Source organism: Shewanella litorisediminis, from assembly GCF_016834455.1.
Lineage (GTDB): Bacteria > Pseudomonadota > Gammaproteobacteria > Enterobacterales > Shewanellaceae > Shewanella > Shewanella litorisediminis.
The window spans coordinates 2,215,864-2,234,218 of the sequence record NZ_CP069213.1; the positions used below are offsets into that span (position 1 = coordinate 2,215,864).

Annotated in this window: 17 protein-coding genes and 1 tRNA gene; 7 read left to right on the forward strand and 11 right to left on the reverse strand. The window is 51.5% G+C overall.

The features are described 5' to 3' along the window. Positions 1-104: 104 nt before the first annotated feature. From JQC75_RS09605 to dnaQ, 4 genes are all read right to left on the reverse strand, one after another. A complete protein-coding gene (locus tag JQC75_RS09605) occupies positions 105-1,022 on the reverse strand; it encodes an IS5 family transposase (RefSeq protein WP_203323908.1) in 918 nt (305 codons plus the stop codon). 318 nt (positions 1,023-1,340) lie between these two features. Beyond that, positions 1,341-1,417, reverse strand: a tRNA-Asp gene (locus JQC75_RS09610). Between the two features lie 111 nt (positions 1,418-1,528). Next, complete coding sequence (locus tag JQC75_RS09615; protein WP_239002144.1) at positions 1,529-2,770, reverse strand: TIGR03503 family protein; 1,242 nt, start codon at positions 2,768-2,770, stop codon at positions 1,529-1,531. Between the two features lie 59 nt (positions 2,771-2,829). After that, the gene (gene dnaQ, locus JQC75_RS09620) at positions 2,830-3,558 is read right to left on the reverse strand and encodes a DNA polymerase III subunit epsilon (protein WP_203323910.1); all 729 of its coding nucleotides are present in this window, start codon (positions 3,556-3,558) and stop codon (positions 2,830-2,832) included. A 71-nt stretch (positions 3,559-3,629) separates the two neighbouring features. Between dnaQ and rnhA the strand changes: the two genes are divergently transcribed. Continuing rightward, on the forward strand, positions 3,630-4,100 hold the full coding sequence (gene rnhA / locus JQC75_RS09625; RefSeq protein ID WP_203323911.1) for a ribonuclease HI: 471 nt from the start codon (positions 3,630-3,632) through the stop codon (positions 4,098-4,100). A 41-nt stretch (positions 4,101-4,141) separates the two neighbouring features. On the opposite strand, the gene JQC75_RS09630 is transcribed toward rnhA, so the two are convergent. After that, on the reverse strand, positions 4,142-5,050 hold the full coding sequence (locus tag JQC75_RS09630) for a LysR family transcriptional regulator (RefSeq protein WP_203323912.1): 909 nt from the start codon (positions 5,048-5,050) through the stop codon (positions 4,142-4,144). After that, complete coding sequence (locus tag JQC75_RS09635; protein ID WP_203323913.1) at positions 5,047-5,769, reverse strand: class I SAM-dependent methyltransferase; 723 nt, start codon at positions 5,767-5,769, stop codon at positions 5,047-5,049. Before JQC75_RS09635 ends, JQC75_RS09630 begins: the two co-directional genes overlap by 4 nt. 181 nt (positions 5,770-5,950) lie before the next feature. On the opposite strand from JQC75_RS09635, the gene gloB reads away from it, so the two are divergent. Together gloB and JQC75_RS09645 are read left to right on the forward strand one after the other, a co-directional pair. Further along, the gene (gene gloB, locus JQC75_RS09640; RefSeq protein ID WP_203323914.1) at positions 5,951-6,727 is read left to right on the forward strand and encodes a hydroxyacylglutathione hydrolase; all 777 of its coding nucleotides are present in this window, start codon (positions 5,951-5,953) and stop codon (positions 6,725-6,727) included. A 131-nt stretch (positions 6,728-6,858) separates the two neighbouring features. Further along, complete coding sequence (locus JQC75_RS09645; RefSeq protein WP_203323915.1) at positions 6,859-8,346, forward strand: lytic transglycosylase; 1,488 nt, start codon at positions 6,859-6,861, stop codon at positions 8,344-8,346. A gap of 532 nt (positions 8,347-8,878) precedes the next feature. On the opposite strand, the gene JQC75_RS09650 is transcribed toward JQC75_RS09645, so the two are convergent. Genes JQC75_RS09650 through JQC75_RS09660 form a run of 3 tightly spaced genes read right to left on the reverse strand, consistent with a single transcriptional unit; the run spans position 8,879 to position 11,724 of the window. Next, on the reverse strand, positions 8,879-9,406 hold the full coding sequence (locus JQC75_RS09650) for a BsuPI-related putative proteinase inhibitor (protein ID WP_203323916.1): 528 nt from the start codon (positions 9,404-9,406) through the stop codon (positions 8,879-8,881). After that, positions 9,403-11,217 carry an AsmA family protein gene (locus JQC75_RS09655; protein WP_203323917.1) on the reverse strand — a complete coding sequence of 605 codons (1,815 nt, stop codon included), beginning with the start codon at positions 11,215-11,217 and terminating at the stop codon, positions 9,403-9,405. Before JQC75_RS09655 ends, JQC75_RS09650 begins: the two co-directional genes overlap by 4 nt. Before the next feature lie 12 nt (positions 11,218-11,229). Then, the gene (locus JQC75_RS09660) at positions 11,230-11,724 is read right to left on the reverse strand and encodes a putative 4-hydroxy-4-methyl-2-oxoglutarate aldolase (protein ID WP_203323918.1); all 495 of its coding nucleotides are present in this window, start codon (positions 11,722-11,724) and stop codon (positions 11,230-11,232) included. A 171-nt stretch (positions 11,725-11,895) separates the two neighbouring features. On the opposite strand from JQC75_RS09660, the gene JQC75_RS09665 reads away from it, so the two are divergent. The 3 genes from JQC75_RS09665 (at position 11,896) to JQC75_RS09675 (ending at position 15,020) form a co-directional block, all read left to right on the forward strand. Further along, positions 11,896-12,216, forward strand: coding sequence for a hypothetical protein (locus tag JQC75_RS09665; protein WP_203323919.1), 321 nt, complete (start codon positions 11,896-11,898; stop codon positions 12,214-12,216). Between the two features lie 501 nt (positions 12,217-12,717). Then, on the forward strand, positions 12,718-13,716 hold the full coding sequence (locus tag JQC75_RS09670; protein ID WP_203323920.1) for an ABC transporter substrate-binding protein: 999 nt from the start codon (positions 12,718-12,720) through the stop codon (positions 13,714-13,716). Further along, entirely contained in the window at positions 13,713-15,020 is a 1,308-nt protein-coding gene (locus tag JQC75_RS09675) for a diguanylate cyclase domain-containing protein (RefSeq protein ID WP_203323921.1), read from the forward strand. The genes JQC75_RS09670 and JQC75_RS09675 overlap by 4 nt, the downstream gene beginning before the upstream one ends. Here the strand turns inward: JQC75_RS09675 and msrQ are convergent. Both msrQ and msrP read right to left on the reverse strand, forming a co-directional pair. Further along, the gene (gene msrQ / locus JQC75_RS09680) at positions 14,973-15,599 is read right to left on the reverse strand and encodes a protein-methionine-sulfoxide reductase heme-binding subunit MsrQ (RefSeq protein WP_203323922.1); all 627 of its coding nucleotides are present in this window, start codon (positions 15,597-15,599) and stop codon (positions 14,973-14,975) included. The genes JQC75_RS09675 and msrQ overlap by 48 nt on opposite strands. Further along, on the reverse strand, positions 15,599-16,582 hold the full coding sequence (msrP, locus tag JQC75_RS09685) for a protein-methionine-sulfoxide reductase catalytic subunit MsrP (protein ID WP_239002145.1): 984 nt from the start codon (positions 16,580-16,582) through the stop codon (positions 15,599-15,601). The genes msrQ and msrP overlap by 1 nt, the downstream gene beginning before the upstream one ends. A 210-nt stretch (positions 16,583-16,792) precedes the next feature. Between msrP and rmuC the strand changes: the two genes are divergently transcribed. Beyond that, positions 16,793-18,355, forward strand: coding sequence for a DNA recombination protein RmuC (gene rmuC, locus JQC75_RS09690; protein ID WP_203323923.1), 1,563 nt, complete (start codon positions 16,793-16,795; stop codon positions 18,353-18,355).

Consider the following 18,355-nt stretch of genomic DNA (forward strand, 5'->3'; position numbering starts at 1 on the left):
AGAAACCCAATGACATGGCAACAGTGTCATTGTAGTGCAATGTAGAGGGGCGTTGTTGATCAAATCATTGCGCGGATAGCAACTGCCCCAAGGTCTTGCTTGGTTTAACGACCAGCGCCCCTTGAAGGCATTCCCAAGCTCAGCATTTTGTTCATGGCCTTAACTCCAGCTAAGGCTTCGCCAACCTGGGCGTTGTAGTCTCGCAGCGTCAGGGTCGGGCTTATCAGCTGTTTGTATCGGTACATTGCGGTTTCCGCCAGCGACCTTTTACCGTAGTGATGTTGCTGCTTCCAGTCAGATAAGCTACCTGCTTTAAGTGCATCCACGGCCTCATTGCGAATATGGTCTTTGGACCAGTAGCCCGCATTCGACCTCGGCGGTATCACTGCTTTTATCCCTTTATTTTTAAGTAGCTTGTGGCAGGCTTTGGTGTCATATGCGCCATCGGCAGAGACTTGCTCTATGCGACGACGCAGCGGCTTGAGTAAGGTGCCCAGCACTTCATTGTCGCCGACGCTATCAAGACTGACTTCCGCCGCAATAATGGCATGTGTTTGGGCATCGACGGCCAAATGCAGCTTGCGCCAAACGCGGCGCTTTTCTTTGCCATGCTTACGGATTTTCCATTCGCCTTCGCCAAAGATTTTCAAGCCTGTGGCATCGATAACGACATGGGCAATCGCGCCATGACTCGGCGATCGGTAGGCAATTTTCACGGTTTTAGCTCGCTTGCTGAGGCAGCTATAGTCCGGTGAGGTCAAGGGAACATCCATCAGCTTAAACAAGGAATTAATGAACCCCTCTGTGGCGCGCAACGACAAGCCAAAAACGCTTTTCAGCATCAGAGCGACTTCAATCGCATGGTCAGTAAACTGAAAACCGCGCCCCCGACCACCATGATGCTGATGGCATAACCAGCCCTTAATGGCTGCGTCATCCATCCAAAAGGTCAATGAACCGCGATTGCGCAAACTCTGGTTGTACTCAGGCCAGTTAATGATTTTGTGCTTGGCTTTACCCATGATGATGACTCTGTCAGTCTGTGCTGAAAGATCTGATCACCGGCGCCTGAAATGGTTCAAAAAGATTTAATCAACAACGCCTAATGTAGACCGAATTTTTTGGCTAATACTCGACTCTACTCTGATGCTTTGACCTCTTCCTCAAAATTAAGACCAAGATCTTGATGAAACACCGATACACTGAGAGGCAGCGATTAAAGCGTGGGTTTGAGTCACCCACTGGTCACGAGATGGTCACGGTCACGGACCGTGATATTAAAAGTATGAGACGTAAAAACAAAAAAGCCCCGCTATTTCTAGCGAAGCTTCTTCTGACATTGGCGGAGCGGACGGGACTCGAACCCGCGACCCCCGGCGTGACAGGCCGGTATTCTAACCAACTGAACTACCGCTCCCCAATTGATGCGCGAATCATACCCGCAACATTTTAGCTTGGTCAATAGATCTGCTTTTCACTTCAAACCATTAGCTCAAATTTCAACCAGTGCTATTGCCACGCTTCACCCTTAGTCTTCTGGCAGGGTCAAGTCGATGTCGTCCAAGGTTTCTTTCATGGATTTGGATGATTTGTCCTGATTGGCGGCCTCAAGAGCTGCTGCCTCAAGGGCTTTTTTCAATGCCTGACGTTTACGCCAGAAAATGATTGCGACTATGCCCAGCAGCAGTAACACCAGGTTAACGCCAATGATGACCATCATGGCACTTTCTTTGGCCTTGGCCTCCTCGGCAGCGGCAATTGCCGCTTCCCGGGCAGCAATTTCCTCCGGATTGGGAGGCGGAGCTGGTGGCTCGATGAGATTAAAGAATTTTTCCGGCAAACTCAGGACAATCTCACGGCCGGTCACAGTGGTAGAAAACGCTTCACCTTTAATGCGATAGCTGCCGAACTCATGTACTTCCGGGAGCAAAAATTCATTTTGCCCTTCTGTGAGTCCTGAAAACGTAATTGGCAGCTGGAGTCCCGCAGGGCCAACCAATTCCAGCTCAAGATGGGTTTCAGCAAGTTGCAGTGATTCGGCATCGATGCTGACACTCATACGATAGGGCGACGTGAGCGGGTCATCCGGTTCAATAAGCTGAAGACTGATCGGATGTTTGGAGAGGATGACCGCCATTTCTTCTTCACGTTCGAAGACATTGTTTCGAGCCTGAACAGTGAACTTGTAATGGCCCCAGGGTTGATTCAGGTTAATGGTGCCGGTAAATATGCCGTCATCGGGCCTTTCATCCAAACCTTCACCGTCATCTTTGTAGCTGCCCACAGTCAAAGTACCGGCGGCAAAGTTTTCATCCCCTGGCTGATGATCGCTCACAAATCGGGCCACCCACTCTACCAGATAATCCAAACCCGGCATTCTGATACGCTGTTCATCTCCCATGAGTCGGGCGGTGATTTTTATGCGTTCCCCCTGAAACAGGGGCTGTGGTAAGGGGTCTATCTCCACCGAGAGCTTACTTAACATGTACAGCGTTGAGCCCTTGGACACCTTACCCACCAACTGCCAGGGGCCGGGCTGCGGATTCTCGATGGAAATAATGTCGCCGGTCACCCCGTCGGTCCATTTAACTGTTTCTGGGTGCCTGGAGGCGTACCATTTACTGCCATCGGGCAACACAATCACCACGGGTGCACTGCCGTAGTCACGCTGAATCACCAGCGTCAGACTCTCCACCATATGGTCGATGCGAAAACGGTTTTTAAGCTCCCGCGCCTGCTCTTTAGGCACGACATCAGCAAGCACGGGCATGGCCTGTACACAGGCCAGCACAAACAACAGTAACAGTTGCAAGGCTTTCAACAAGGTGATTATCCCCGCCAGAGGCATTTGCCCGATTTGCCTACCAAATCAAGCCGTTTTTCATGGTTACCCAGTTCATCGGCCGTGGCTCTGACAACTTTAAGGCTGGGGCGATTGGTATCCAGTCGGATAATCCCCCCCTGCTCCTGAGAACCTTCATCGGCGTTCAAATTAAACTTGGTCTGGCCGCCCGTCATCACCAGATAGACATCAGCCAGGATCTCGGCATCGAGCAAAGCGCCGTGGTAAGTCCGGCGGGTGTTGTCGATACCGTAGCGCTTACAGAGCGCATCGAGGTTGTTTTTCTGCCCCGGGTGCAGATACTTGGCAATGGCAAGGGAGTCAAGCACGGTGCAGATGTCTTCAACTTTGGGTCCCTGAGGCACCAACATCGAAAACTCATGATTGATAAAGCTCATATCGAACGAGGCGTTATGCGCCACCAGTTCGGCCCCACGGATAAATTCCAGAAACCCGCCAACGATTTCATGGAATCGGGGTTCGCCTGCCACCCGTTCGTTGGTAATGCCGTGCACCGCGATGGCTTCTTCATCAATCGCCTGACCTGGATTGATATATTGATGGAAGGTGCGCCCGGTTAAGCGTCGGTTGACCACTTCCACACAGCCAATTTCGATGATCCTGTGGCCGAGATAAACGGCACCGGCGCCCTGATTCATACCTGTGGTTTCGGTATCGAGGATGATCTGCCTTTCGGCGTTTGAAATGATATTCATAGGTAATTCTGGCCTTTAGGAGGCAAAAAACGGTTATACTCGCCGGGAATTCTGACTATGGTAACAACTTGATGAGCGAACTGAAACAGATCCGCATCTACACCGACGGCTCCTGTCTGGGTAACCCCGGTCCCGGTGGATACGGCGTGGTCATGATCTATAAGCAGCACCGCAAGGAACTGGCGGATGGTTTTGCCCTGACAACCAACAACCGCATGGAGCTGCTGGCCCCCATAGTGGCATTGGAAAGTCTTAAAGAGCCCTGCAATGTGATCCTCACCAGCGACAGCCAGTATATGCGTCAGGGTATTACCGAATGGATCCATGGCTGGAAAAAAAAGGGGTGGGTAACTGCCAGTAAAACACCGGTCAAGAACGTGGATCTGTGGCAACGCCTCGACGCTGCCGCGGCCAAACACAATGTGGATTGGCGCTGGGTAAAGGGCCACGCGGGCCACACTGAAAACGAACGCTGCGATACCCTGGCCCGGGAAGCGGCCGAAGCCAAGCCCACCCAAATCGACGAGGGCTATCAGCCCTGAAACTCAGTTGTCATACCCATGGGCTCGGCGGCGCGTAGCCGCTATCCCTCCGGCCTGTCCTGAATGTTGAAAAAATTCCGGCAAAACGTCACAAATGCATTGGCAAGCGCCGTGGGTTGACGGCTTTTGTGGCGGATTAAAAAGAAAGGCCGGGTGATGGAAAGTCCGGCAACCTCAATCAAAGCCAGCTCTCGGCGTACCAGTTCCCGTTCAAGCGCTAGCTCAGATAATACGCCAAGTCCGGCGCCCTGTTTTACCGCCAGTTTGATGGCGTCGGCGGTGGAAAAACAAAACCGCGCCTCGGGATGCAGCCCAAGTGCATGGGCCGCATTGACGAAATGTTCCCGGGTCCCTGAGCCTTCTTCCCTCAGCACCCAGTGCTGCTGCCTGAGTTCATCCACCGAAACCCTGGTGCCCGCAAGAGGGTGCGCCGGATGACAAAACACACACAAGTGATCCTGATGCCAGGCACTGACATCCAGTCTGCGATCCACACAATGCCCTTCAATGAAGCCAAGCTCCACCTCAAAGTTAGCGACCTGCTCTATAACAGCAGAGGTATTGTGGATTGACACGTCCACCAGAGCATCCAGATGTTGCTGACCGAAAGCCACCGCGGCTTTGGCCAACAAAAAATTGCCAATGGTGGTACTGGCACCGACTTTAAGCTCACCGGCAAGTACGGTTCCGCTGGCACTAAACAAGGTTTCAACCCTTGATGCCTGGGCCAGAAGCTCGGTGGCCAGTGGCAGCAATTGTGCGCCCTGAGCGTTGAGTCTGAGGCGGTTGCCGACACGTTCAAAGAGTCTCACTGAAAGCTGTTTTTCAAGCTCAGAAAGCGCCATAGAGGCCGCGGGTCCCGTCATCCCAAGCCATTGGGCGGCTTTACTCACCTGCCCCGCACGGGCAATGGCTTCAAAGACCTCAAGCTGCCTGAGGGTCATTTTCATTGCTCGTTCGCTCCGGCAACCCGGCCAGCACGCCCTGCTGTGGCCGCGGTAGACCACTTGGGTTGGGTGACTTTCCACTTATTCGCAACTGGTGTCAGGGGGATATCCACCTTACGTGCCACAAGCACATAAAGGCTGCCGGCGCCGGGAAGCCAGGCGCGAAGAACATCCTGCCAAAACCCGAATCTGTTCGGATCGCCGATTAACGGGTGATAGAAAAAGCGCTCATCACTTATCACCTGATAACCAAGAACGCTGAGCCAGTCCCGAACCCGTGAAGGCAGAAAGAAATGACCATGCCAGGGGGCCCGCTGTCGAAAAGAGGGCAATAATTTCCCCAGAAACAGGCTGCTCAAGGGGTTAAAACCGACAATAAATAAATAGCCGCCGCTGATGAGTACCCGGTCTGCTTCACGCAATATCCGGTAAGGGTCCTCTTCAAATTCCAAAAGCAAACTCATGAGCACGGCATCAATACAGGCGTTTTGAAAGGGCAACTGATGGAAATCCGCCTGCACACCTGCGCCGGGGGCGCTGTCCAGGGAGATTTGATGGCTGATATTGCAGCCTCTGCTGTCGACTGCCGATGAAAAAGCACCGAGTTTCAGTAAATGATAGCCAAACACCTTTGGCCACCAGGCATTCAGGTTGTTTTCAACAGCCGCCTGCAGCTGAGGATGGGCTGGTAAGGCCTGCCAAGGGGTCGGCGTAACTGTCATGGGCGCTCGATAAAAAGCCTAAACATGGCAGTAGCATACCTTAAATCATTTACCCATTGCACCAAAGGTCTCCCCAATACAGGGCTCATCTCACCCTCATCCATTAATGGATTTTCACTGTACTTTAATTACGCCGACGTGACACACTCACGCCAGCATTTTTCACCCCAAGAGCCAAAGCATGTTGAATATTCGCCCCATTCCCGCTTTTGCGGACAACTACATTTGGATGATTGAACTGCCAGATGGCGGTGCGGTTGTGGTCGACCCTGGTGAAGCCGGGCCTGTGATAAACACGCTCCAACGCTTGAACCTCTCGTTAACTGCAGTGCTTTTGACCCATCACCACGGCGATCACAATGGTGGCATCAGTGAGCTGAGGGATTGGGCCAGGGCGAATGGGCAAGATTTTACCGTCTACGGCGCTGTGACCTCCCTCTACAGTGACATTCCCTGCCGGGACGGCGACACGGTCGAGATCTCCGGTCTGTCCAGCCCCATCAGGGTATTGTCGGTACCAGGCCACACCCTGGACCACCTCGCCTTTGTGGTCGACAACGCCCTGTTTTGTGGAGATACCCTGTTCAGCGGCGGATGTGGCCGATTGTTTGAGGGTGATGCGAGTCAGCTTTACGACTCGTTGGCGAAATTATCTGCCCTTTCAGATGACACGCGGGTTTATTGTGCCCACGAGTATACGCTCTCCAACCTGCGCTTTGCGCTGGCAGTGGAACCACACAACCAGTGCCTTCATGACTACGTCGAGCAGATTAAGGGACTCCGTGAAGCCAACCAGCCTTCGCTGCCGAGCACGCTTGGGACAGAGAAGGCAATCAACCCTTTTCTGAGGGTGAACCAGGCAGCGGTAAAGACCGCCGTAGCACAACATGCAGGACAAAAAGTCGCGGATGAGGTGACTTGCCTCGCCCTTTTGCGCCGTTGGAAAGACAATTTTTAACTTTTGCGCTACTATGTCGGCCATTTTGCTAATGACATGGAATGACTGCGTCGCCTCCCCGGCGAATGTGCGCCCGAACAACTGCGGGAACGGCATAAAACATAAAAAATAACGAGGGTTTGCCTGTTTTCATGCGAAACATTAATTACTTTTTTGCCGGCAGCTTACTGCTGCTTTCCGGCTGTCAGCTGATCTCCAATGGGGACGCACCAACCGACGACGAGACTAACATCCATTCGATCTCCGAAATCGTCGCCAAACCCGATCCCACGCCTCAGGAGCAGGTCGTTGAAGTGCGGGATCTGTGGCAACGTTTACAGGAAGGTATGCTCTGGGATGCCCCAAATGAAGCCTACGTCGCGCCTTTCCGACAGAAGCTGCTGGCGAATCCACGGCACCTTGAGCAGGTGTTCAGTCGAGCCGAGCCATTCCTGTACCTGATAGTCGATGAACTCGACCGACGCGGATTGCCGCTGGAACTGGCACTGTTGCCCGCCATCGAAAGTGCCTTTGATGCTGACGCCATATCCCACGCCAGTGCGTCTGGCTTATGGCAGTTAACTCCACCCATGGCCCGATATTTCGGGCTCAAGATGAACTGGTGGTATGACGGCCGCAACGATGTGGTAGCTTCCACTAAAGCGGCAGCCGATTTTCTGGAGTACCTGTACGATCGCACCGGCAACAACTGGCACTATGCCATTGCAGCCTATAACAGCGGCGAAGGCCGGGTATTGAGTGCGGTACGGCATAATGAAAAAGTGGGCAAGCCCACTGACATCTGGGCATTAAAGCTGCCTCGGGAAACCCGTAATTATGTTCCCAATCTGCTGGCGCTTGCCGATGTGGTAAAGCACGCCGATAAATATGGCGTAGCCCTACCTACTATCAAAAACGAACCTGTTATCGACGTGGTAGAAATAGGCAGCCAGATTGAACTTGCCTTGGCCGCTGATCTGGCAGGATTGAGTATCAGTGAACTTAAGGCATTGAACCCCGGATTCAAGCAATGGGCCACGGCTCCCAAAGGTCCCCACCGCTTGGTTGTGCCTGTTTCCATGGCGCCGGATTTTGTCGTGGCACTGGCGCAAACCCCACAGGATCAGCGAGTGCAATGGGCCAGATACCAGATCAAGCGCGGCGATAGCCTGAGCGTGATTGCCCGCCAGTTCGGTACAACACCTCAGGTGCTAAAGCAGGTGAATCAGATGAAGAACAATCAGCTGATTGCCGGCAAGGAACTGGTGGTCCCCGCCAATGGTCGCACAAGCTCTGCAGTGCAAGTGGCATCGGTAACCCCAAAACAACGCTATAAAGTGAAACCCGGCGACAGTCTGTGGAAAATCGCCCAGGCCCACGGTGTCAGCGTGGATGATTTGCAAAAATGGAATGCTCTGGGTCAAAAAGCCGTTATCCGCAATGGGCAGGTGCTCACTGTATGGCCGGGCTCCAAAGCGGTCGCGAACACGCGTTCGACCACATATAAAGTAAAACGCGGCGACTCTCTGTCGTTGATTGCCCAAAAGTTTAAGGTAAAAATCTCCGAGTTGATGAGCTGGAATCAACTCTCGAGCAGTGCCCTGCAGCCCGGACAGACCCTGACTGTGATGCTGCAGTAATCCATGCCTTCCCAATAAAAAAGCAGCCACTGGCTGCTTTTTTATTGGTCGTGATAAACAGCATCCGAACAATTTATAGCGCTAACCAAGTGAGCCCTTTAGCCGTCCTGAACCAGGGGGTTGCAGCTTGTCTGGCTGCGTACTCTAATCCTGCCTCTCCATAAACGAAGGTACGCAAGCCAAAGCGCTTCGGTACATGGGCAAAAATGAAGTATGAAAATTCAGCTGCATGCCCGCCAACGACATATGCCATATACAGCGACACAGGCACTTATGGTAAAGGTGTTGAGTTAACGCGAAAATGACTTGCCAACCCGCTCTTTATGGCAAGAAGACTGATTGGGATAAATTGGCTATTTGAAAGGAATAAACATCATTAATGATAACCACATAATCAAGCCGGTGGTTTATGGCTGAAAGCTTAAGACTGGAAGTCTTATGACTGAAAGCTTATTGCTGAAAATATAAAGGAGCGACTCGGTCGCTCCTTTTTACCAATTAAATATGACTTAGTTAAAGCCGCTGACGCCCATCATTGGCGTGGGAGTATAACTGGCACCGCCAATCCTGACACATCCATAACGACAGGCGCCATCAGTGGGGTGCGTCCAGCCGTAGTCCCGGCAAAGATGGCCTCGAATCGACAGGGGCCCAGACAGCTGGACAACGCTGGCTGTGGAACAGCAAACTTATAGGTCAACACCTGACCGGGGAAGATCTGGGTTTCTCTCAACGCCTGAGTAAACATCATCTCCTGCGACCAGGCCCACACTCTGCGATTATCCCTATCTTTAAGCCAAAGATCGGCCCCCATTCCTGAAGTAAAATGGGCGGTAATTTCACTTTGACCTTGATGAGTCACAGTGAGAGCAACCGTCAGCTTACCGCGCTTATCCGTCCCTTCTATGCTCAATTCACCCGTGAGTGGCATGTTCATGGCGTGTTCCTTTAGCCCGTTTGGCTGGTGACTTAGGTTGGCATTCGCATTGGCCGGCGTAACAACCGCTTCGGCGCAACCAGCGCCAAACAGCAAGCTCAGAATCAACAGTGGCAGCTTCATTGATTACCTCCAAGCTTTTTGAACAAAGAGTCTTTCAGTTTGTCTTTGAGCTTATCGGTCTCACCTTTCAGCTGTCCTTTCAGCAAAGCCTCTGTATCAAGGGCAAACTTGGGCTCGGTAAAGCTGCCGGTAATCGCCAGCGGGATTTCGATGCCCGCCAACGCCGTGTCGCCACCCTGCCCCTCGAGAGACCCCACTACCTTGGTCGCCAACTTATAGTCGAGGGTTTCGGCCATCAGATCTGCACCGCCCTGCCCCGAAATGCGAAGCAATGGAGACAACATCAGCAAATCGGGATTGTTGGCTTTGCCTGCTGCAATAGTTAATGAGCCAGTCAGGCTGGAGAAGTCGGTTTTCTTCTCTTCACCACCAGCGGCGGCATTCAAGTCACCTTTTAGCTTGGCCTGCGCATCACGGATCATCTGTGGCACGTTCACACCATAGAGTGCGCCGTCGGCCACTTCAAACTTACCGTTGGCGTTGAGGTTGCGCTTGATACTGTCTGCCAGTAAGCCCGCGCCCTTACCCTGAATATCGAAGTTGGCAGTACCTGCGAGGAGGTCGACGTCTGCAGCATCTTTAAGCAGCGGCAATATCTGTACCCCGGTAATGGCTTTGTTAAAGCTATAAACAGCGGGGACTTTACGACCGTCGAGTGTTGCGCTGGCGCCAACCTTGCCACCATAGAGGGATGCCTTAAGTTCATCGACCTTCAGAACCCCACCGGAAAGATTGGCTCTCAGTGCCCAGTCAGCGGTGGAAAGGCCAGCCACTTTCACGGCAGCAATGTCCAGCTTGAGTTTGGCATCAACCGAATTCAGCCCGGACAAATCCGGCTCTTTCTGCGCTGCGGCCGGTGCAGCCGTTTCGGCCTTGGCATCGGAGTTATCGGTGCCAAGAATGGCGTCTACATCGATGGCGCCAAAGGCAAGCTCAACATCCACAAAGGGGACTTTTTTGCCGTAATTGGCCGAGATGGCGCCTTTACCTTCTATATCCAGCACAGAAAGCTTCTCAACACTGAGTTTGGCGGTTTTGGCTTCCAGTGCCACATCAACGCCACCGGCAAACGCCACTGTGACTGTGCCCTTTGGCAGCGAGTCGCCTTGGGCCTTTACCTCCAAATTCAATCCGGCAAGCGACAAGGCATTGAGAGCTTCACTCACCGTCAGCGTCGCTTCACCTTCACCGTTCACCTTCATGTCAGGCAAATCGGCGCCAAAGGCAAAAGCCAAAGGAGCGGCTTTGCCGGGGGTAAACTCTCCCAGCGTCAATGATGCCAGGGTAAAGGTTTGGCTGCTGCCTGCGGCTTCATCAATCAGAGTAATGCTGGTATCGCTGATGTTAATGCCACCAATGCTGATGGTATTAAGCCCGGCGCCCTGTTTGGGATCGGCCGGTTTATCCGCTGATGCGGCTTTTCCGGTGAGCCCATCGAGGCTTGATTTGCCCTGCTTGGTGGTGACCAGGGTTAACTTGGCTCCATCCAGGCTCAACTGATCTATTTGCACATCCCGGCTAAGCAGAGGCAAGAGTTTAACCTCGGCAATCACCTCTTTCACCGCCACCATGTGGGCTTCTTTAAAGCCTTCAGGATTGGACAGACTCACACCGGCCAGACGTATGCCGATTGAGGGGAAAAACTGCCATGACAGCGGTTCTTCGATAACCAAATCCCTGCCAGTCTGCTTTTTCACCGCATCCACCAGCATGGGCTTAAAATCGTTGGGGTCAAATATCAGGGTAATGTAGAGCACTACTAAGACGGCAATCGCAGCGATGCCAGCGAAGATCCATTTGATCAATTTCATCCTGGTTTTCCTTTAATCCTGTTCAATAATGGGCAAGGCCTCACGGGAAATGGCGATGCCATTGTCGTCGGCATAAATCCAGTCACCGGGATTGACGGTGACGCCGACCAGATTAAGTGTAACACCTGTGTCCCCCAAACCACGACGTTCGGTTTTAACAGGCACGGTACCCAAGGCTTGAATACCTAAATTCAGGGTGGCGAGGGTGCCGGCATCCCGGATGGCACCATGGACAACAATGCCCGCCCAGCCATTATCGAGTGCAGACTGCGCTATCAGGTCACCCACCAGAGCTTTGCGCTGAGAGCCGCCGCCATCAACCACCAGCACCCTGCCCATACCGGGCGTTGCCAGCAACTCCTTCACACGGGAGTTATCTTCAAAGCAACTGACAGTCACCACCTGTCCATAAAAGATCCGTTTCGCACCAAACTGGCGCCAAGGCGCCGCCAGCAAGGTGAGGTGTTCGGCAAATTCATCAAACAAATCAGGTAACAGGTCGAGCATGTCCTTACTCCCATTTCATTTCCTCTCGGCACATGGATTACTCTAGCGTGATGAATATTCACACTCAAGCAATCAACGTGGCTTTATCTCAATTGCACTTTTCTTTATAATCAATCGCCTTAATATTGCCTGCACCCGGGCATCAGAGCATTTACAGAAAGCGACGCTAAGATGACAACCGATATAGATTTGCAACGTGCTATTGCCGCGCTGGATGAATACGGCTACGAAAAAAAGCTTTCAACGGATCTTGAGCAAGCTAGAAATAAACAACAGATGCGCAAATATCTGGACTCACTGGACTACAGTCTGCGCCGTATGGAACTGTTGCAGGAAACAGTAAACGAATGGGTTGCTGAACGTAAAGCACTGTTAGCCCAGCAAGAAAACATTCAAACTTATAAAACCAAAATTATTAACCTCTCCAAAGAATTGGATCTTTCCTATAACGAAGTGTTGGAGATAATGAGCAAGCTGGACAATAAAAATTAATATCAAGGCCTTGATTAAAGGCCTTGTCATTTTCCGCCCTATATATTCGGGCGTCTATGGTCCGTTCAAATATACCGTCACTTGTCTTAAATAGCGATTTGGCTGGGTTTCAATCCGCACTATCCATCACATTGCTCGTCACTCTTTACTATCACTCTTCGCTGTTCGGCTTAACATAAATTGTTCAGGCAGCCATTTTAACCACTGCAAACACCCGGCATCAGCAACCCATCCGCCATCAACTTATCAATACTGCACGGGCTTATCCCCTGGGTTCAGCTTAATGCACCCGAATCTCACACGACCGGATTTCTGTCAGATTTTTGCCAGCAACAGCAAAGACGTTTGCCGTTGTCAGGGCAGATGAATCCCATTGCCGGTTGCCATGTCCCAGGCCTCATTTTCTTCCTTTCGGGTTTCTGCTGAAAAGCCATCAGGCACCTGTGCGTGCCGGATTAAAGCCAACTACACTCAAATCAGCACGGGGAGGATATCGATAAGATGAAGAAACTGGTCGCAGCCTTGGCAATGTCAATCGCTGTTGTTTGGTATTTGATGGTATCTGTAGACCAGGGATCGGCCAATGCCACCAACTCCCTGACTATTGCCGTGTCCGCTACGCCACTCTCAAGCCCCATCATTCTTGCCGAAAAGAAGGGGTTCTTTAAAAAGCATGGCCTGAAAGTCCAGTTAAAGCTGCTTCAGGGCGGACACAGATGCTTTGACGCCCTGATAAAGAATGAGGCGGATTTAGCCACAAGCTCGGAATCCGTGGTGATGTACAACGCATTTAAACGAAATGATTTCAGTGTGATAGCAAGTTTCACCACCTCAGATAACGACGTTAAAATCATTGTTCGCAAAGACAGCGGTATCACGTCGCTGACGGACATTTCCGGCCACAGTGTGGGTATGGTGAAAGGCACTGCCAGCGAGTATTTTTTTAATTCTGCCTTATTGCTCAATGGGGTGGATAACGCCCTTATCTCTGCCCGTTTTATGGCACCGGAAGAGTTGGGCCAGGCGCTCCTGGATAAGCAGTTGGATGCCGTATCGCTGTGGGAACCCTATGCCAGTGAACTGATGAAATCACTTAACAACAATGGCCACCAGCTCAGCACCAAAGGACTGTACCGTTTGTCCTTTAATTTATTGTCGATGCGGGCCGACGTGCTGGGTAAGCAGGAAACCCATGTTCGGGTGCTTAAAGCCCTGGATGAAGCCGTTGCCAGCATTTTCTCCAATCCCGACGAAGCCCGGCAACTGGTGAGTGACTATCTCAATGTGCCTCTGACCGAAATTGAAGGCTATTGGACCGACTATCACTTCCATTTGGGGCTTGATAAAACATTGCAGCTGGAACTCTTGTCTCAAGCTCACTGGGCAATAGATTCAGGTTATGTGGACCAGTCTCAAGCACCTGACTTCAGGGATTTTATCGATAAATCTGCGCTCAACCAGATCCGGGATACGTTTCGCACACATGGAGGTGAACCATGACACTGTCCAAACGACTCAAGCTCAGTGTGGTGATTTCGGGGCTTTTGCTGTTTCTACTCATGGGCGTTTTGCTCTATCTGGTCGGAATGGACGTGCGCGGCTATCGCCACAGCTATTCCTATCAGCAGGCCCAGGTCACCCTGTCACGCCTGTCCGGTGAATTGTGGCAACTTAATCGCTATGAAGATTTGCAGGCCCTGGACAAGGCGAGAGAACTCACCCAATTGCTGGATGAGCAAATCGGCTTTCTCGAAAAAGACACCCAGTATAATCCTCTGCTCACTCACATCAAAAAGACCAATCAAAACCTGAAAGTGTTGATGCAGTTGTATCCTTCAAATCCGGGAGAAAATATAGAAACCCGCGCCATGCTCAATGCCAGATTCAATACCTTGCAGCTGACAATGCAAGACGAAATGGGCGAAATACGCCATCGTTTGGTAGAAGAGCAATTTTATTCCAAGCAGTATCTGCTGCTATTGATTGCTGTCATGCTTTTTTTGTCGATGTCGGCAGTCATTCTTTTTAATCTCAACACCATGTCCGTATTTAAACGGGGTATGCTTTCTCTGGAATCGGGGATAAAAGATCTCGCCAAAGGCAATTTGGAAACGCGGGTGTGTGAAGATTCGGGTTCAGAGTTTACTGAATTATCCAAACACTTTAATTGGATGAAACAAGAACTCCAGCAAATTACTGTCAGTCGAGATAAGCTGCAGGATGAAGTCAATAAACGCACCGAAGTTCTGCAACTGCAAAAAGATAAATTAAAGTACGAAGCCGAGCATGACTCTCTCACCCGGGTGTACAGTCGCTATGCGTTTAATCGATTACTGGAGCAAAGTCTGAAACGCCTTGCCCGCACCAATGGCACTGGCGCCCTGCTCTTTATCGATATTGATAAATTCAAACCCATCAATGATAACTACGGCCACAGTATTGGCGACCATGTACTGGTCACTGTTGCACAGCGTATCTCCCACACCCTTCGCGAATCGGATATGGTTGCCCGCATCGGCGGTGATGAATTTATTGTTTGGCTTGAACCCATAGAGCATGCGTTGCAGCTGGAAGTCGTTATCAAAAAGTTGCTCGATAAGCTCCATCTGGACATCAACTTTGAGAATGTTCATCTGCTCATCGATGTCAGTATAGGGGCGGCCTGCTATCCTCAGGATGGTACTACCATAGAGGCGCTTATCAACGTTGCCGACCGCAATATGTATGCCTGTAAACGCGGCGATCGAGACACCCGTTCAGCTCGACTGGGGAGCGAAAACCTTGCGGATAAAGGCAGCCTTTAATAACTTGTCTCGCCGCAGCCACAGTAACCACAGGCAGCACAGTAAATAAAGGCTGGGTTCGATAAGCTCAGATTTTACTGACCAAAGGTAATGGACGGGGGCAAGCAAGGCGACTAAATACACCCAGTTGTGCAGCCTTTGCCAGTGTGCCCCCAAGCGCCGCTGAATAGACTTCAATGAGGTCAGTGCCAGCGCCGTTAGAATCAGTAATCCCGCCATACCAAGTAATAAATACGGACGCTTTAGAACTTCCGTCAGCAACATGCTCCAGGCAAACAGTAAGTCCAGGCTGACAAAGGCCAGCAGATGCAGCACGGCATAGCTGAATGTCCATAATCCAACCAAACGGCGGGTTTGCATTAATGGCCCCATTTTCAAGCCCTTTGACAGCGGACTAATCAACAGAGTCAACATAAGCCCGTGAAGCGTACCCTTACCGGTAAAATGAATAATGTACTGCACCGGATCGCCGCCCAGTTGGTTAACGGCAACGCCCCATACCAACCAAAATAAAGGCAAGATGAACCCCGTATGCAGCGCACACTTGAGCCAAAACAGTCGTCCCGGGGTCAATCGCATTAAAAGTACCTTTTCAAATCCAAGTCTTTATAGAGATGTGCCACCTGCTCTTGATACCCGTTGAACGGGCGTGTCGCGATACGCTCGGCTGAGAAAAGCCCGCCCGGCCCTATTCTGCGCTCAGAGGCCTGAGACCACCTGGGATGATCCACATTGGGATTCACGTTGGCATAGAACCCATACTCATGGGGAGCGAGCTGATTCCAGCTCGTGGGTGGCTGCTTGTTCATCACCCGGATCTTCACAATTGATTTGATACTCTTAAAGCCATATTTCCAGGGCACCACCAAGCGAACCGGCGCACCATTTTGTGGTGGCAAGGTCTTACCATAGAGTCCCACACTGATGAGTGACAACTCGTTCATGGCTTCTGCCAATGTCAGCCCTTCCACGTAGGGATAATGAATGCCGCCGCCCACGTACGCATTTTTTTGTCCCGGCATAGATGCCGGATCGAACAGGGTTTCAAAGGCCACGTGGGTAGCACCCGCTTTAACACCCGCCTTCTTTAACAGGGCCGCCAACGGAAACCCAACCCAGGGGACCACCATTGACCAGGCTTCTACGCAGCGCAGTCGATAAATACGCTCTTCCAGGGCAAAGCTGTGCAGCAAATCGTCATAATCCAGCTGCAAGGGTCTGTCTACCATTCCTTCCACCGACAACAGCCAGGGGTTGACCTTAAACGACTGCGCGTTTTCGAAAGGATCCGTTTTGGCAGTACCAAACTCATAAAAGTTGTTGTGGCTGATAACCTTATTTTCAGGTGTCAGAGGCTCCGACATATCCTGATATGCATCAGGCTTACTGGCAGACAAAGGGGCTTGAATAAAAACCGGCTTGGGCGATTTTGAAAACACATCAAAGATACTGGCATGGACGGCACCGGGAAGGCTTGCACCAATGGCCCCCAACCCCAGTGCCTTTACGATGGCACGGCGGTCTCTGAACAAAGACTCCGGCGTGACCTCAGACTCAGACATTTGCCACGATGGGCGCGTCACTGTGCGTCTTTTCACCTAAGACTCCTTATAAATTCGACGGCTGCTGATAAACAAGACAGCGGGAAGGTCGGACTTCTTTCAGTAATACGTGATTTTTTCTTCAGGTGACCAATTATCATTCTTACGCCCCTTGAAGGCGATATTCGACCATGCCAAGCTTAGCGCCATCAGTCCGGTTTAAGGAATACCATGACGCCGCTTGACCTTTTCTCACTTCCCCAATGGATAGTCATCTCCGCCCTTTGTTTTCTTTTTCTGATGATCGGGGCACTGATTAATCAAATTCTCACCCGTAAGCGCTGGGAAAGCCTCGATGCACTCCGCATTGAGCAACATCAAGCCGCCATCAGCGCCCTGGAAGCACAGCTGGACGAACAAAAAAATCAGGTCGACGACAGAGACGACAGGCTGAGCTTTTTTCAAACCCGCATCGAAGAAGTCAGCCAACGCTACGGCGAAGCCAGAGCCGAAGCCCAGCGTTTACCCGAGCTTGAACAGAAGCTGGCAGACACCCATCGCCAACTGATGGAGGCAAAGCTCGAAACTGCCAAAGCCCACGCCATGCAGCAGAGCATCAGTGCCAAGTTTGATGCCGAGCGCCAGGCATTTGAAGAAAAGCTGGCCTTGCTGGAATCGGCAGAAGCCCGGTTAAAGCTGCAATTTGAAAACCTTGCCAACAAAATTTTTGAACAAAGATCAGAGCAGCTAAAAGGACAGAATTTAATGCAGCTGGACGCAGTTATTGGTCCTTTAAAACAGCAGATTGACGGGTTCAGAAAGCAGGTCAATGAATCCTATTCAATCGAGCAGGCTGAGCGCAGCAGCCTCAAACATCAGCTCGAACAACTGGCGTCCCTGAATCTTAAGATGAGCCAGGATGCCATTAACCTGACCAACGCCCTCAAAGGCGACAACAAGCAGCAAGGCAATTGGGGCGAGGTGATTCTGGAGCGCGTGCTCAGTGAAAGTGGCCTGCGCGAAGGGCACGAATATCACACCCAGCAAGAGCTGAAGGCTGACAATGGGCAAAAATTCAAACCCGATGTTATCGTCCACTTGCCCGGTGATAAAGATGTTGTGATTGACGCCAAAATGTCACTCACCGCCTATGAGCGCTACTTCAACGCCACCGACGATGCAGACAAGGCACAGGCTCTCAAGGAACATGTGCTCTCGGTCAGAAGCCATATCAAGCTGCTGTCGCAAAAGGATTATCAGCACCTTCACGGCCTCAAAACCCTGGATTATGTGCTGATGTTTATCCCGGTAGAGCCGGCGTTTTTACTGGCGCTCGAGCAGGATCCCGCTCTGGTGGGCTATGCCCTCGAGCACAACATCATGCTGGCCAGCCCGACCAATTTACTGGTCGCCCTGCGCACCATTCACAATATTTGGCGTTACGAATATCAGAATCAGCACGCCCAGCACATCGCCAGGGCGGCGGGTAAAATCTACGATAAGCTGTGTATCTATGTGGACGAAATGGACAAATTGGGTCGCGCTCTGGACACCGCACAAAAGAGTTATCAATCTGCCATGGGTAAGCTTACCACCGGCAGAGGCAACCTTATCCGTCAGGCCCATCAGATGCGACAGCTTGGGGTTGAAAGCAGCAAACAGCTCGATAAGCAACTGCTTGATGCCGCCCTCGATGACAGCCAGGAGCCGGATCAGGACGACGACGCATTGACAGATGGACTCCCGGGCAAAGGCATAACGCAAATGCCGCATTTGACTAACCAGAGACAGTAA